The sequence below is a fragment of the Streptomyces sp. NPDC049887 genome (assembly GCF_040656535.1).
GTDB lineage: Bacteria > Actinomycetota > Actinomycetes > Streptomycetales > Streptomycetaceae > Streptomyces.
Genome location: NZ_JBFAMM010000007.1, coordinates 51,164 through 66,410, shown reverse-complemented (window position 1 = coordinate 66,410; position 15,247 = coordinate 51,164). Strand labels below are relative to the sequence as shown.

14 protein-coding genes are annotated in these 15,247 nt (G+C 70.7%); 4 read left to right on the top strand and 10 right to left on the bottom strand.

Going from position 1 to position 15,247, the window contains the following annotated elements; translation table 11 throughout:
* Positions 1 to 134: 134 nt before the first annotated feature.
* Positions 135 to 443, bottom strand: coding sequence for a hypothetical protein (locus tag AB0J10_RS11005; protein WP_363060092.1), 309 nt, complete (start codon positions 441 to 443; stop codon positions 135 to 137).
* 134 nt (positions 444 to 577) lie between these two features.
* Positions 578 to 1,765 (bottom strand): adenosine deaminase, encoded by a 1,188-nt coding sequence (locus AB0J10_RS11000; RefSeq protein WP_363060090.1) that lies wholly within the window; start codon positions 1,763 to 1,765, stop codon positions 578 to 580.
* A gap of 588 nt (positions 1,766 to 2,353) precedes the next feature.
* Here AB0J10_RS11000 and AB0J10_RS10995 point away from each other — a divergent pair.
* Positions 2,354 to 3,034, top strand: coding sequence for an alpha/beta hydrolase (locus tag AB0J10_RS10995; RefSeq protein WP_363060512.1), 681 nt, complete (start codon positions 2,354 to 2,356; stop codon positions 3,032 to 3,034).
* A 192-nt stretch (positions 3,035 to 3,226) separates the two neighbouring features.
* Here AB0J10_RS10995 and AB0J10_RS10990 read toward each other — a convergent pair whose 3' ends face one another.
* A complete protein-coding gene (locus tag AB0J10_RS10990) occupies positions 3,227 to 4,180 on the bottom strand; it encodes a LysR family transcriptional regulator (RefSeq protein ID WP_363060088.1) in 954 nt (317 codons plus the stop codon).
* A gap of 62 nt (positions 4,181 to 4,242) precedes the next feature.
* On the opposite strand from AB0J10_RS10990, the gene AB0J10_RS10985 reads away from it, so the two are divergent.
* The 3 genes from AB0J10_RS10985 to AB0J10_RS10975 all read left to right on the top strand — a co-directional run bounded on the left by AB0J10_RS10985 (position 4,243) and on the right by AB0J10_RS10975 (position 7,429).
* On the top strand, positions 4,243 to 5,538 hold the full coding sequence (locus AB0J10_RS10985; protein ID WP_363060086.1) for an MFS transporter: 1,296 nt from the start codon (positions 4,243 to 4,245) through the stop codon (positions 5,536 to 5,538).
* 193 nt (positions 5,539 to 5,731) lie between these two features.
* On the top strand, positions 5,732 to 6,376 hold the full coding sequence (locus AB0J10_RS10980; RefSeq protein ID WP_363060510.1) for a L,D-transpeptidase: 645 nt from the start codon (positions 5,732 to 5,734) through the stop codon (positions 6,374 to 6,376).
* 66 nt (positions 6,377 to 6,442) lie between these two features.
* Entirely contained in the window at positions 6,443 to 7,429 is a 987-nt protein-coding gene (locus tag AB0J10_RS10975; RefSeq protein WP_363060084.1) for a sigma-70 family RNA polymerase sigma factor, read from the top strand.
* Here AB0J10_RS10975 and AB0J10_RS10970 read toward each other — a convergent pair.
* From AB0J10_RS10970 to AB0J10_RS10940, 7 genes are all read right to left on the bottom strand, one after another.
* Positions 7,413 to 7,733 carry an STAS domain-containing protein gene (locus AB0J10_RS10970; RefSeq protein WP_363060082.1) on the bottom strand — a complete coding sequence of 107 codons (321 nt, stop codon included), beginning with the start codon at positions 7,731 to 7,733 and terminating at the stop codon, positions 7,413 to 7,415. The genes AB0J10_RS10975 and AB0J10_RS10970 overlap by 17 nt on opposite strands.
* Before the next feature lie 348 nt (positions 7,734 to 8,081).
* Entirely contained in the window at positions 8,082 to 9,359 is a 1,278-nt protein-coding gene (locus AB0J10_RS10965) for a thymidine phosphorylase (RefSeq protein ID WP_363060080.1), read from the bottom strand.
* A 119-nt stretch (positions 9,360 to 9,478) separates the two neighbouring features.
* Positions 9,479 to 9,913 (bottom strand): cytidine deaminase, encoded by a 435-nt coding sequence (locus AB0J10_RS10960; RefSeq protein ID WP_363060078.1) that lies wholly within the window; start codon positions 9,911 to 9,913, stop codon positions 9,479 to 9,481.
* Positions 9,910 to 11,172, bottom strand: coding sequence for an ABC transporter permease (locus AB0J10_RS10955; RefSeq protein WP_363060076.1), 1,263 nt, complete (start codon positions 11,170 to 11,172; stop codon positions 9,910 to 9,912). The genes AB0J10_RS10960 and AB0J10_RS10955 overlap by 4 nt, the downstream gene beginning before the upstream one ends.
* The gene (locus tag AB0J10_RS10950) at positions 11,169 to 12,278 is read right to left on the bottom strand and encodes an ABC transporter permease (RefSeq protein WP_363060073.1); all 1,110 of its coding nucleotides are present in this window, start codon (positions 12,276 to 12,278) and stop codon (positions 11,169 to 11,171) included. The genes AB0J10_RS10955 and AB0J10_RS10950 overlap by 4 nt, the downstream gene beginning before the upstream one ends.
* Positions 12,275 to 13,849: an ABC transporter ATP-binding protein gene (locus tag AB0J10_RS10945; RefSeq protein WP_363060508.1), complete on the bottom strand. Its 1,575-nt coding sequence runs from the start codon at positions 13,847 to 13,849 to the stop codon at positions 12,275 to 12,277. The genes AB0J10_RS10950 and AB0J10_RS10945 overlap by 4 nt, the downstream gene beginning before the upstream one ends.
* 225 nt (positions 13,850 to 14,074) lie before the next feature.
* Positions 14,075 to 15,121 carry a BMP family ABC transporter substrate-binding protein gene (locus AB0J10_RS10940; protein WP_363060071.1) on the bottom strand — a complete coding sequence of 349 codons (1,047 nt, stop codon included), beginning with the start codon at positions 15,119 to 15,121 and terminating at the stop codon, positions 14,075 to 14,077.
* Positions 15,122 to 15,247 lie beyond the last annotated feature (126 nt).

Here is a 15,247-nt window from a genome sequence, read left to right as displayed (position 1 = left end):
GTGCCTGGATCTGAACGCGCAGGCCGCGGGCGGCGACCGTATCCCGGTCGTGCTCAAGCCCTGCGATCCGCGCAACTTCTTCGCCAGCCATCCGTGGGGCGCCCCGGCCGGTGACCGGACTCCGTACGCCCCGGTCACACGGGCAGCGGAAGGCCGTTCAGCGGGAGGCCGTCCGTCGGCAGACCACTTGTCGGCAGACCGCTGACCGGCAGACCGCCCAGGAGGCCGCCGGCCGGGGCCGGCGCGGGCAGGATCCTGGGACCGGACTGCTGGGCGAGCTCCTCGACGGCGGGCAGCACCGTCGGCTGGACGGCGGAGAGGGCGTCCACGGGCGTGCCGACGTCGGGGAGGGACGTCGTGGCCGACGCGGAACCGGCGGCGGCAGCGGCGAAGGCGGCGCCGAGAGCGGCGACACCGAGGGTCTTGGCAGCAGCTTGCTTCATCAGGTGTGTTTCCTTGGGGAGGGGAATTGCACGGCTTTGCAAGCTAGCCAGCGCCGCCATGGCCCCGCAAACACCCGCGGGATGGAAAAACGACCGGGGGTTGACACTCCCGGCCGTTTCCACATCACTCTGGTTCAGCCGTTTTTCGCGGCGGAGCCGCTGGTCGTGGCGGTCTGCTGGAAAAGCCACTCCGACCTGAGTTCGGCGTATCCCGGCTTGATGACATCATTGATCATCGCGAGCCGCTCATCAAAAGGAATGAACGCCGACTTCATCGCATTGACCGTGAACCACTGCATGTCGTCGAGCGTGTAGCCGAACGTCTCGGTCAGCAGCTCGAATTCGCGGCTCATACTCGTATTGCTCATCAGCCGGTTGTCCGTGTTGACGGTGGCCCGGAAGTGCAGCCGTCGCAGCAGCCCGATGGGGTGCTCCTGGTACGAGGACGCGGCGCCCGTCTGCAGGTTGGACGTCGGGCACAGTTCGAGCGGGACCCGCTTGTCCCGGACGTACGCGGCGAGCCGCCCCAGCTTGACGCTTCCGTCGGCGGCGACCTCGATGTCGTCGATGATGCGGACGCCGTGTCCGAGACGGTCCGCGCCGCACCACTGGAGGGCCTGCCAGATGGACGGCAGCCCGAAGCCCTCGCCGGCGTGGATCGTGAAGTGGTTGTTCTCGCGCTTGAGGTACTCGAACGCGTCGAGGTGGCGGGTGGGCGGGTAGCCGGCCTCGGCGCCCGCGATGTCGAAGCCGACGACACCCGCGTCGCGGTAGCGGTTGGCGAGTTCGGCGATCTCCAGGGCCCGGGCGGCGTGCCGCATGGCGGTCAGCAGGGCACCGACCCGGATGCGGTGGCCGTTGGCGCGGGCCCGGCGTTCGCCCTCCCGGAAACCCTCGTTGACCGCCTCGACGACCTCTTCGAGGGTCAGCCCCGCTTCGAGGTGCTGCTCCGGCGCGTACCGCACCTCGGCGTACACGACACCGTCCTCGGCGAGGTCCTCGGCGCACTCGATCGCGACGCGCTTGAGGGCCTCCCGGGTCTGCATGACGGCACAGGTGTGCGCGAACGTCTCCAGGTAGCGCTCCAGCGAGCCGGAGTCGGCCGCCTCGTGGAACCAGATGCCGAGCTTGTCCGGCTCGGTCTCGGGCAGGGCGTCGTAGCCGACGGCGCGGGCGAGGTCGATGACGGTGCCGGGGCGCAGCCCGCCGTCGAGGTGGTCGTGCAGAAGAACCTTCGGGGCGCGGCGGATCTGGTCCGAGGTGGGCCCCTGGTGCCCGGGGGCGCTTCCCCGGGAGGATGCGTGGGGTGTCTGGCTCGTCATCTCCGCACTCTAATCCCTACGCGCGTAGAGGGCAGATGCACGAATCACCTGTCGATACGTAACAGTGACCGTGCGGACGGGTGGAGTACACCTGCCCTTCTGAGAATGTTCTGCCGTGACTCCACCCACGCGTGAACGCGCGGGCCTCCCGTGGCGGTGGCCGGGCCACCTCGCGGCGGGACGGCCCGGCCCCGCCGAGGACGCTCGGCGCGCCGACGTGGTCCGCCTGGACGATCAACCCGCTTGCCGCGCATGCGCACTTCGCCCGGGTGACGCGGTTCCCCTGCACGGCCGGCCCGCGGTGCGGGCGGCCGCGGGAGGTGTCGCGGGGGTGGCCCACGGCGGCAACGGTCCCACCGGTGCTCCCCCATCGGCTGAAGCCGGTGGTCCCCTTGCTCAGGAGGATTGATGGCACACCAGGCACTGCCCCGGTGGTGGGGGCGCATGGTGGGCACGGCGGGAACGGCCCGTGCCCGGTTCGAGGGGAACGCGGCACGAGGGGAAGGGCGGAGCGGCACTGTCGCGCAGGCCCGGCTGGGCCGAGCGGTCCGGCCCCTCGGAGAGGCTGCGGACGGCGTCGTCACCGGAGTGGTGCTGGTGCTGCCGGACGGTGAGCCGGAGTCGGCACGCGGCCCTTCCGCGGTCTCCCGCGCCTCCGCCCTGCCGCTGGCGCGCTCCCTGGCCCGGGCGGGCGGCGCGGACGGCCTCATCGCACACGTCGTGCGCTACGGCGGGCGCGGCTGGAACGGCACGGCCGCCCGGCTCGCCACGGACGCCTCCCGGGCGGCGGACGAGGCGGTGCGGCGCTACGGCGACGTCCCCGTCTGCCTGGCCGGACAGGGCATGGGAGGGCGGGCCGCCCTGCACGCGGCGGGGCACGGCGCCGTCAACTCCGTGCTGGCTCTCGCCCCCTGGCTGCCGGAGGACGACGTCGCGGCGCAACCCGAACCGGTGAAGCAGCTCGTGGGCCGACGGGTGCTGATCGTGCACGGCACGAACGACGCGAGGAGCGATCCGGAATTGTCGTACCGGCTGGCGGAGCGGGCGAAGAAGACGAACCGCGACACGTGCCGGTTCGAGGTCCATTCGGACGGGCACGCGCTGCGGCAGTACCAGGCGGAAGTCCGGGCACTGGCAGCGGACTTCGTCATCGGCTCCCTCCTCTCGCGCGCCTACGCCCGCCCCGTCGCGGACGCGCTCGCCGCGCCCCCGCCGCTGGGACTCAGGATGCCGCTCGCCGCGGGCTTCGGGAGGGCGCTGCGCCACTGACGGCACGGGCGCCGCCGCGCAGTACGCGCGCACGGGACGGTGCTCTCCCGAAGCGGGCAGACGGACTCCGGGGTGCCGCCGCGACCAGCGTGCAGCACGCGCGCACTCGGCCGGTGTTCCGCCGGTGGTACGGGGACGCCGCACTCGGGTGCGCGGGCGTGCTCGCCGTGCGGCCGGGCCCCGTCGCGCGGCTCAGTCCGGAAGCAGGTTGCCCCGGCGCGACAGCAGGAACCTCTTGAACGCCGCCACCGGCGGAGTGTCCGGGTGCCCGTCCAGCCACGCCACCCCCACCTCCCGGATCGCCCGCGGCGCCGTCACCGTCAGCTCGACCACACCCGGCCGGGGCACCGCCGGCGGGGGCAGCAGGGCCACGCCGAGACCCGCGGCGACCAGGCCGCGCAGCGTCTCGGCCTCCTCCCCCTCGAACGCCACCCGTGGCGAGAATCCCGCCTCGGCGCACAACGCGTCGGTGATCCGGCGCAGCCCGTAGCCCGGTTCGAGGGTCACGAAGGTCTCGTCCGCCGCCTCGGCCAGCCGGACCCGTTTCCGGGTGGCGAGCCGGTGGTCGTCGGGCACGACGAGCCGCAGCCGCTGTTCGTCCAGGCGCCGGGCCACCAGGTCGGGTGCGTCGGGGACCGGCGAGGTGAGGCAGAGGTCGAGCTCGCCGGCGCGGAGCCGCTCGATCATCGCCTCGCCGTAGTTCTGCACGAGCGTGAAGCGGATCCGGGGGTGGTCGACGCGGAACGCCCGGATCAGTTCGGGCACGGTCTCGGAACCCATGGTGTGCAGGAATCCGAAGGCGACCTTGCCCCCGGACGGGTCGGCGTCGGCGCGTACCGACTCCGCCGCGCGCTCGACCTCGCCGAGTGCCCGCTCCACCGAGACGAGGAAGTCTCGGCCCGCGGGCGTCAGCGACACGGTGCGGCCCTTGCGGGTGAACAGCGTCACGCCCAGGTCCTGTTCGAGGCGGGCCATGGCACGCGACAGGGTCGACTGGGGCACGCCGAGTTCCTGCGCGGCCCTGGTCACATGCTCGTGCCGGGCGACCCCGGCGAAGTACGCCAGGCGCGGTGCGAGCAGCAGCCGCATGTCTTCTTCGTAACTACTCGGTGACAGACGAGCCTGTGAGCTGTATTCATGCACCATGGGAACGATTAAAGCCGTTCCATGCATTGGACGCATCAAAATGACCCACCTACCTTCGAGGTATGCCTTCCGCAAGTACCGGGGCGCCCACCACCGTGGGTGCCCTCTCCTCGCCGTCCCCCGAACCCACCTCGTCGCGGCTCGCTCCCGGAGTCCCCGGCTACCGGCGGATGAGCTTCGCGCTCTTCTCCGCGGGCGTCGCCACCTTCGCCCTCCTCTACTCCACCCAGGCCCTGCTGCCCGCCCTGTCCGGTGACTTCGGCGTGACCGCGAGCGCGGCCAGCTGGACGGTCTCCGCGGCCACCGGGGCACTCGCCCTGTGCGTGCTGCCGTTGAGTGCGCTCTCCGAGCGGTTCGGCCGGGTGCGGCTGATGACGCTCTCCCTGGTGGTGGCGACGGCCCTGGGACTGCTGGTTCCGTTCGCGCCCGGCCCGGAGTGGCTGGTGGCGCTGCGCGCGGTCCAGGGCGCGGCACTGGCGGGCATCCCCGCCTCGGCGATGGCGTACCTGGCGGAGGAGGTGCGTCCGAAGGCGCTGGTCGCCGCGATCGGGCTGTTCGTCGCGGGCAACAGCATCGGCGGGATGAGCGGCCGGATCGTGACCGGCTGGGTCTCGCAGGCCTGGGGCTGGCGGGCGGCGCTCGCCGCGGTCGGACTGATGGCCGTGATCTGCACCGTCGCGTTCCGGCTGCTGCTGCCGAAGGCGCGGAACTTCACGCCCGGTCCGCTGAACCCGGGCGCGCTGGCGCGCACCGTCCGAGGTCATCTGTCCGACCCTCTGCTGATGCGGCTCTACGGGATCGGCGCCCTGTTCATGACGGTCTTCGGCGCGGTCTACACCGTGATCGGCTACCGCCTCGTCGACGCCCCGTTCGGCCTCCCCCAGGGCGTCGTCGGCTCCGTCTTCCTGGTCTATCTGGTCGGCACGGTCTCGTCGGCCGCCGCGGGCCGTCTCGTGGGCAGGCTGGGCCGGCGCGGTGCGCTGTACCTGGCGGTGGGCACGACGGCGGCGGGTCTGCTGCTGTCGCTCGCCGACTCGCTGACCGCGGTGCTGCCGGGCCTGGTGCTGATCACGGCGGGCTTCTTCGCGGGGCACGCGGTGGCCTCCTCCTCGGTCAGCCGTACCGCGACGACGGGCCGCGCCCAGGCCTCGGCCCTGTACCAGTCCGCGTACTACCTGGGCAGCAGCGTGGGCGGCACCCTCGGTGCGGTCGCCTTCCACTCCGGCGGCTGGGCCGGCACGGTCCTGCTGGGGCTGCTCGCGGTGCTCGGCGTCGTGTCGATCACGCTGTACGGGTCGTACGCGGCCCGGGTCCGGGAGCGGCGGCCCATGCTCTCTGCGGCGGCTGTTCACCACTGAGGCTCCTGTGACAGCGGCCCCGGAGATCCGCCGAATCCGTCCGCTCCTCCCTACAACCGCGGCTCCCCCGTGAGCGTCCAAAGGTCAAGGCAACCGCACCGGGCGTACAGGGGAGTTGGTGACCGTGGGCCGCACAGCACACTGGGGGACCATACGGAGACGGGGTGGTGTCGCCCTCGGCGTCACCGGGCTGGTGGTGCCGCTGGGCCTCGCGCTCGGCGCCACGCCGGCCCGGGCGGCGTCGTGCACGACGTCGACCGGGCCGTACCAGAAGCGGGTCGAGAAGTTCATGGGCCTGAAGGTCGACGGGCGGCAGTCGCCGTCCGACTGCAAGGCGATCCAGACCTTCCAGCGCCGGCACGGGATCACTCCGACCATCGGCTACGCGGGTACGATCACCTGGCGCACGATGAACACCATCCTCGCCCAGCGGGCCGCGGGCACGACGCCGAACAAGGCCGGCACCTGCCCGACGAACAAGGGGCGCATCGCCTGTGTCGACCTGACCAGGCAGCTGAGCTGGATCCAGGACGGGGCGAAGCTGAAGTACGGGCCGGTTCCGGTGCGGACCGGGCGGGACGGCGCGGAGACCCGGACCGGCGCCAAGCGGATCTACTACCGCAGCTCCAACCACTGGTCGACGATCTACAAGGTGTGGATGCCGCACTCGCAGTTCTTCGACGGCGGGCAGGCGTTCCACTCGGTCACCAAGAGCATGTACAACCCGCCGGGCTCCGGCGGCTGCGTCAATATGCGGCCGGCGGACGCGAAGGCGTACTGGAACCTGCTCAAGAACGGGGACGACGTGTTCGTCCACGGCCGCAAGCCCGGAACCTGAGCCTCGCTGTCAGTCCGCTCCTGTAGCGTCCGAAGGGCTGGTGAGGACGGCGACAGGGGCGGACCCATGAGTGATCTGGCGACGACACAGGACCTCGAGTCCCGGCTGGAGGGCTACCGGAGGGAGCTCACCGGCTACTGCTACCGCATGCTCGGCTCGGCCTTCGAGGCGGAGGACGCGGTCCAGGACACGATGGTGCGGGCCTGGAAGAGCTTCGAGAAGTTCGAGGGGAGATCCTCGCTGCGTTCCTGGCTGTACCGCATCGCCACGAACGTGTGCCTGGACATGCTGAACGCGGGCAACCGCCGGGCCCGCCCGATGGATCTGACCGCCGCCACCCCGGTGGCCCAGGCGCAGCTCACCGCCCGTCCGGAGATCACCTGGCTGGAACCGGTGCCGGACGGGCGGGTGTTGCCGTCGGTGGCCGACCCGGCCGACACGACGGTGGAGCGCGAGTCCATCAGGCTGGCGTTCATGGCGGCGCTGCAGCACCTGCCGCCGAAGCAGCGCGCGGTGCTGATCCTGCGGGAGGTGCTGGCTTGGAAGGCCGCCGAGGTGGCCGAGCTGCTGGGCACGTCCGTCGCCTCGGTCAACAGCGCGCTCCAGCGGGCCCGCGCCACCCTCGCCGAGTACGACCCCTCGGACTCCGATCCGGCGGACCCGCTCGACCCGGAGCAGCAGAAGCTGCTGGAGCGCTATGTCGCCGCCTTCGAGGGGTACGACATGCGGGCGCTCACGGCGCTGCTGCGCGAGGACGCGACGATGTCCATGCCGCCGTACGACCTCTGGCTGCGCGGCCATGACGACATCGTGGGCTGGATGCTCGGCGCCGGTGATGTGTGCCGCGGCTCGAGGCTGGTCCCCACGGTGGCCAACGGCTCGCCGGCCTTCGCCCAGTACCACCCGAGCCAGGACGGCGAGGGGTACGAGCCCTGGGCGCTGATCGTGCTGGAGGTCACCGGCGGCCGGATCGGCGCGATGGACTTCTATCTGGACACCGAGCGCTGGTTCCCGCTGTTCGGGCTGCCGGAGCGGCTCAGCGCCGGGGGCTGACCGGCGCGGGCAGGCCCGGGCCGTCGTCGCCCAGCCCGACGAGGGCGAGCAGCGTCAGCAGTTCGGGACCGGCGTTCGCCAGTCGCAGCTCCCGGCCGAGTCTGCGGGCGGTGAGCCTCAGCCGGGCGACGGCCTCGACGGCGGTCAGATCGGCGACTGTCAGCCGGGCCGCGTCGCACACGACCTCCCGGCCGGCGCGGTCTACGGTGGCCCGTCTCCGCAGCCGGGCGCACAACAGCGACACATCGGCCGGGGTGATCCGGCCGACCAGTTCCAGAACGATCGGCTGCCCAGTGCTGTCCACACGGGAAGAGACCGCGCCCGTGACGACAACTCATCGGACCTGCGCGGGCGCGTCCCGCGTGGGGGCCCTGCAGGTGCGGGAGCCCAAGGGCACGGCCGGCCGACGGGGTAAGGCACCCGTGTCGATCGTGAGGTCGTCCCACTCCCGGCCGTGAGGGGCCGGTGGGCCGACGCTGAGTGCGCCCATGGCGGTCTCCTCCGTCGGTGCGTCACCGGCGCCGGCATGCCGAACGGGACCGGCGGCCCACCACCGGTCCCGTTCGCCCGAAGGAAGTCATGTGCTTCAGGCGATGAAGTGCTCACCTGCCGTCGGCTGTGGCACCGAGTCTCCACGACCCGGCGATTCCCATCAGGCGATGCGCTCCAGCACCACCGGGGTCGCCTCGTACGAGGTGCCCGGTGCGGCGATGTCGAAGGAGCCCTCCAGGGACTGCAGGGCGTAGTCGAACTTCTCGGGGGTGTCCGTGTGCAGGGTCATCAGCGGGGCGCCCGCCGTGACCTCGTCGCCGGGCTTGGCGTGGAGCTCGACGCCCGCACCCGCCTGCACCGGGTCCTCCTTGCGGGCCCGGCCGGCGCCCAGGCGCCAGGCAGCCACGCCGACCTCGTAGGCGTCGAGGCGGGTCAGCACGCCCGAGGCCGGAGCGGTGATCACGTGCTGCTCGCGGGCGACCGGCAGCGCGGCGTCCGGGTCGCCGCCCTGTGCGGCGATCATGCGGCGCCAGACGTCCATCGCCGAACCGTCGGCCAGGGCCTTCGCCGGGTCGGCGTCCTTGATGCCGGCCGCTTCGAGCATCTCGCGGGCCAGTGCGAGGGTCAGTTCCACGACGTCCGCCGGGCCGCCGCCCGCCAGGACCTCGACGGACTCGCGGACCTCCAGGGCGTTGCCCGCGGTGAGGCCGAGCGGCGTCGACATGTCGGTCAGCAGCGCGACGGTCCTCACCCCGTGGTCCGTGCCGAGCCCGACCATGGTGGAGGCGAGCTCGCGTGCGTCCTCGATGTTCTTCATGAAGGCGCCGGTGCCGACCTTCACGTCCAGCACGAGCGAGCCGGTGCCCTCGGCGATCTTCTTGGACATGATCGAGGAGGCGATCAGCGGGATGGCCTCGACAGTGCCGGTGACGTCGCGCAGGGCGTACAGCTTCTTGTCGGCGGGGGCGAGCCCGTCCCCCGCGGCACAGATGACCGCGCCGGTGGTGTCGAGCACCCGCAGCATCTCCTCGTTGGACAGCAGCGCCCGCCAGCCGGGGACGGACTCCAGCTTGTCGAGCGTGCCGCCGGTGTGGCCGAGGCCGCGGCCGGACAGCTGGGGCACGGCCGCGCCGCAGGCGGCGACCAGCGGGGCCAGCGGGAGCGTGATCTTGTCGCCCACGCCGCCCGTGGAGTGCTTGTCGGCGGTCGGGCGCGACAGGGACGAGAAGTCCATGCGCTCGCCGGACGCGATCATCGCGGCGGTCCACCGGGCGATCTCCGTACGGTTCATGCCGTTCAGCAGGATCGCCATCGCCAGCGCCGACATCTGCTCGTCGGCGACCTCGCCGCGGGTGTACGCGTCGATGACCCAGTCGATCTGCTCGGGGGTGAGCTCGCCGCGGTCGCGCTTGGTGCGGATGACGGAGATGGCGTCCATGTGCTTGGGGTCCTTCCGGGTGCGAACCAGGTGGTGCGAAAAATGTCGCGGCCCCTCCGCCGGAGCAGCGGAGGGGCCGCCGGGTCATGGCCCTGACGGGCCCAGTGCCGCATCAGGCACTAGCCGAGCTTCTCCGGGCCGAGCTTCTGCGGGCCGAAGGCCAGGGGCAGCATCTCGGAGAGAGGCAGGATGCCCGCCTCGGTCTCCAGCAGCAGACCGGGGCCGCCGAACTCGTACAGCAGCTGACGGCAGCGGCCGCACGGCATCAGTACGTCACCGTTGCCGTCCACACACGTGAAGTGCGTGAGCCGGCCGCCGCCCGAGGCGTGCAGCTGCGAGACGAGCCCGCACTCGGCGCACAGCGACAGTCCGTACGAGGCGTTCTCGACGTTGCAGCCGCTGACCGTGCGGCCGTCGTCGACGAGGGCGGCCGCGCCGACCGGGTAGCCCGAGTACGGGACGTACGCGTGGGACATCGCGTCCCGCGCCGCCTCGCGCAGGGCTCCCCAGTCGACGGCGCCGGCGTCGGCCGCCGGCGCGGGGCCGTGCGTCACTTGCCCTGGCCCTTCTTGTACGGCTGTCCGATGACCTTGGGTGGCCGCAGACGCTGCGCCGACAGCGCGAGCACCAGAAGGGTGGTCACATAGGGCGCGGCGTCCACGAACTGGCTGGGCAGCGCGTCGGTGAGCCCGTACCAGGCGAAGAGCAGGCCGGAGACACCGAGGCAGATGCCTGCCTGCCAGTGCTTCCTCTTGTACAGCTGCCAGGCGAAGGCCAGCACCAGCAGGATCGCCAGGAGCAGAAGCATGGCGTGGACGTTCTCGGCGCCGCCGCGCAGCTTGAGGCTGTCGGTGAAGCCGAACAGTCCGGCACCGAGCGCCAGTCCGCCCGGCATCCAGTTGCCGAAGATCATGGCGGCGAGACCGATGTAGCCTCGGCCGCCGGTCTGGCCCTCCTGGTAGATGCCCGTGGAAACGATGGCGAGGAACGCGCCTCCGAGTCCGGCCAGCGCACCGGAGACGATCACGGCGATGTACTTGTACTTGTAGACGTTCACGCCGAGGGACTCGGCGGCGACGGCGTTCTCACCGCAGGACCGCAGCCGCAGACCGAAGCCGGTGCGCCACAGGACCCACCAGGTGGCGGGCACGAGCAGCAGCGCGATGACGGTCAGCAGGGAGAGGTTGGTGACCAGTCCACCGAGGACGCCCGCCAGGTCGGAGACGAAGAACCAGTGTTTGGCCTGCAGGTCCGCCAGGGCGTCCGAGAGCCCGGGAATCGTGATCTCGGTGATCGCGTCGATGCGCGGGGACTGCTTCGAGGAGCCGCCCGGCGCCTCGGCGAAGGTGAAGTCGGACAGGTAGCGGGTGGCACCGACGGCCAGGATGTTGATGGCGACACCGGAGACGATGTGGTTGACGTTGAACGTCACCGTCATGATCGCGTGCAGCAGGCCGCCGAGCGCGCCGCCGATGATGCCCACCGCGACGCCCGTCCACGGGCCCCACTGGTAACCCGCCCAGGCGCCGAACCAGGTACCGAGGATCATCATGCCTTCGAGGCCGATGTTGATCACGCCCGCCCGCTCGGCCCACAGTCCGCCGAGACCGGCGAGACCGATGGGCACGGCGAGCTGGAGGGCGCCGGACACCTGCCCGACCGAGGTGAGGTCGTTGGCGCCGCTGATGACGCGGACCAGCGAGAACAGTGCCAGACCACCCGCGATGATGAGCAGGATCATGGGCACGGAAAGGGTGCGACGGGCGCGCTTGATGGGCGCCGCGCCGGCCGGGACGGCCGTGGTGGTCGTCACGCGGCCACCTCCTCACGGTTCTTGCGGGCCTGGGCGGCGAGTTCCTCGCCGACCTTCTGCTGCTGGCGGCGGAGCCCGTACTGGCGGACGAGTTCGTAGGACACGACGACCGCGATCACGATCAGGCCCTGCATGATGATGGCGATCTCCTTGGGGTACCCCGCGAGACCGAGCCCTTCCGCCGTCTTCTCCAGGAAGGAGATGAGCACGGCGGCGAAGAAGATGCCGATGGGGCTGTTGCGGCCCAGCAGTGCGATGGTGATGGCGGTGAAGCCGACGCCCACCGGGAAGCTGAGGCTGTAGGTGTGGGTCTGTCCCAGCAGCATCGGCATGCCGGCGAGGCCGGCGACCGCACCCGAGATCAGCATCGCCGTCATGACCATCTTCTTGGCGTTGACGCCACTCGCCTGCGCCGCGGACTCGCTGGCGCCGGTGGCGCGCAGGTCGAAGCCGAAGCGGGTGCGGTTCAGGGCGAACCAGTAGACGAGGCCGAGTGCGAAGGCGACGAAGGTGAAGCCGTAGATGGTGCCGCCTTCGAGCTCGAGGCCGGGGAACCAGCCGGACTCGGCGATCTCCCCGGTCGTCAGGTCGTTGGAGCCCTTGGGCTGCACACCGAGGTTGGCGGGCAGGATCAGCCAGGCGATCAGGCTGGTCGCGATGGCGTTGAGCATGATCGTCGAGACGACCTCGCTGACCCCGCGGGTCGTCTTCAGGAGGCCCGCGATACCGGCCCAGAGCGCGCCGACGAGCATGGCCACGAGCACGATCAGCGCGACGTGCAGCGGGCCGGGCAGCTCGACGGCGGCGCCGACGACGGCCGCCAGCATCACCGCGAGGCGGTACTGGCCGTCGACGCCGATGTTGAACAGGTTCATCCGGAAGCCGATGGCGACGGCGAGGGCGGCGAGGTAGTAGATGCCGCTCTGGTTGAGGATGTTCACCTGGACATCGGTGAACTCCACCTGCTCCGCCATCAGCTGGTAGGGCTCGACGGGGCTGAGACCCGAGGCCAGCAGCACCACGGAGGTCAGCACGAAGGCGACGGCCAGGGCGAGCACCGGCCCGGCGAAGGCCAGGATCAGCCGGTCCTTGTCGAACTTCTTCATCGGCCCTCACCGGTTCCGTTCTCGTGGTGCTCGAGGTGGCCGGTGGCGGCACCGGTCATGGCCGAGCCCAGCTCCTCGGGGGTGATCGTGGCGGGGTCGGCGTCCGCGACCAGCCGGCCGCGGTACATCACCCGCAGGGTGTCGGAGAGCCCGATGAGCTCGTCCAGGTCGGCCGAGATCAGCAGCACCGCGAGGCCCTCGCGACGGGCCTCGCGGATCTGGTCCCAGATCTGCGCCTGAGCGCCGACGTCCACGCCACGGGTCGGGTGGGCTGCGATCAGCAGCTTGGGCGCGTGGCTCATCTCGCGACCGACGATCAGCTTCTGCTGGTTGCCGCCGGAGAGGGAGGCCGCGGTGACCTCGATCCCGGGGGTGCGGACGTCGTACTCGCGCACGATCCGCTCGGTGTCCTTGCGGGCGGCCTTGAGGTCGAGCAGTCCGTTCTTGCTGTTGGGGCGCTCGGTGACATGGCCGAGGATACGGTTCTCCCACAGCGGGGACTCCAGCAGCAGACCGTGCCGGTGGCGGTCCTCGGGGATGTACCCGATCCCGTCCTCACGGCGCTTGCGGGTCGGCGCGTGGGAGATGTCGGCACCGTCGAGGGTGATCACGCCGCCGTCGGGGTCGCGCATGCCCATCAGCGCCTCGATGAGCTCGGTCTGGCCGTTGCCCTCGACTCCCGCGATGCCCATGACCTCACCCTTGTGGATGGTGAGGGTGATGCCCGCGAGGACCTCGCGGACGATGCCGTCGGGGTCGACCGCGGTCAATCGGAGACCGTCGACGTCGAGCATCGGCACGTCGGTGACCGTCGACTCCCGCGTCTCCGGCGAGGGCAGCTCGCTGCCGACCATCAGCTCGGCCAGCTGCTTCGGGGTGGTGGTGCGCGGGTCGGCGGTGCCCACGGTCGTACCGCGGCGGATGACGGTGATGTCGTCGGCGACCGACAGCACCTCGCCGAGCTTGTGCGAGATGAAGATGACCGTGAGGCCCTCCGCCTTGAGCTCCCGCAGGTTGTCGAAGAGCGCGTCGACCTCCTGCGGGACCAGCACGGCGGTCGGCTCGTCGAGGATCAGAGTGCGGGCACCGCGGTAGAGGACCTTGAGGATCTCCACGCGCTGGCGGTCGGCGACGCCCAGCTCCTCCACGAGGACGTCCGGGCGGATGTTCAGCCCGTACGCGTCCGAGATGTCCTTGATCTTCTTCCGGGCCCTGGCGCCGATGCCGTACAGCTTCTCGCCGCCGAGTACGACGTTCTCGAGCACGGTGAGGTTGTCCGCCAGCATGAAGTGCTGGTGGACCATGCCGATGCCGGTGGCGATGGCATCGGCCGGGCTGTGGAAGCCGACCTGGTTGCCGTCGACGGTGATGGTGCCCTCGTCCGGCTTCTGCATGCCGTAGAGGATCTTCATGAGGGTCGACTTGCCGGCACCGTTCTCACCGACGAGGGCGTGGACCGTGCCCTTGCGGATGGTGATGTCGATGTCGTGGTTGGCGACGACGCCGGGGAAGCGCTTGGTGATGCCGCGCAGTTCTACAGCCGGCGGCGTTGACGGACTGGACGCGTTGATGACGCACTCTCCTTGGAGGAAGGAGCGAGAAGCAGGGGCAGGGCAGGCGTGGGGGCGGGCTGTTCCGCGGTCAGGGGTGGTGGCGAAGCTATCGCGCCCGAGAGAACTCTACGCGCGTAGCAGAAACAAAGAGCGAGAACCGGTGGACGGAATCCGGTCCGGGTCCGGAGGGGCTGCTTCGCGCCGCCCCTCCGGACCCTTGGGCCCGTGGTTCCCGTCGCCCGGTTACGGAGCGGTCTTGACCGTGACCTTGCCCGCGACGATGTCGGCCTTGGCCTTGTCGATCGCGGCGGTGACCTCGGTCATCGCGGTGAAGGCCGGGTTGGAGGTGGCCAGGCCCACGCCGCCCTTGTCGAGGCCGTAGCGGACCTCACCGGACTGCGCCTTGCCGTCCTTGACCGACTTGATCAGGTTGTAGACCGCGCCGGACACGTCCTTGGTCACCGAGGTGAGGATGTAGTCCTGGTACTGGGCGAGACCCCGCTGCTTGTACTGGTCGGAGTCCACGCCGATGGCCCACTTCTTGGCCTTGGCGGCGGCCTCGATCGAACCCGAGCCGGCGAGACCGGCGGCGGCGTAGATCACGTCGGCGCCCGCGTCGAGCTGGCCCTGCGCGGCGGCCTTGCCCAGGTCCGGCTTGGAGAAGCCACCGAAGTCCGGCGGCTGGGTCAGGTACTGGACCTTGACGTTGACGTTCTTGTTGGTGTCCTTGACACCCTGGACGAAGCCGGCCTCGAACTTCTTGATCAGCGGCACCTCGACGCCGCCGATGAAGCCGACGGTGTTGCTCTTGGTGACCTTGGCGGCGGCGACGCCGGCCAGGTAGGAGCCCTGCTCCTCGTTGAAGACCAGGTTGGCGATGTTCTTGCCGGTCTTGGAGGTGTCGTCGATGAGGCCGAACGTGGTGTCCGGGAACTTCGGCGCGACCTCGGCGATGGCCGGGGCGTAGGCGAAGCCGACGCCGATCACCGGGTTGTTGCCGGCGCGGGCAAGCGAGGTGAGGCGCTGCACCTTGTCCGGGTCGCCCTCGCCTTCGCTCGGCTCGGCCTCGGCGCCCGTGACGTCGAGCTCCTTCTCGGCCTTGGCGAGACCCGCGTAGGCGGCGTCGTTGAACGACTGGTCTCCGCGGCCGCCGATGTCGTAGGCGATGGCCGCCTTGGCACCACTGCTCGATCCGGCCTCGGACGAGGACTTGCCGCCACATGCGGTGGCGGACAACGCGAGTGCCGTGGACGCGATGCCCACGGTGGCGATCCTGGTGATCCGGCGCACTAGAGGCTCCTTATAAACCTGACCGAAAGCGCCACTTCCGGCGCTGGTTTTGCGGCGATCGTAACGCGCGTAGATGTCAGGTAAAGACGTGTTCGACAGCCGTTATCGGATCGTCGCGTTGGACGA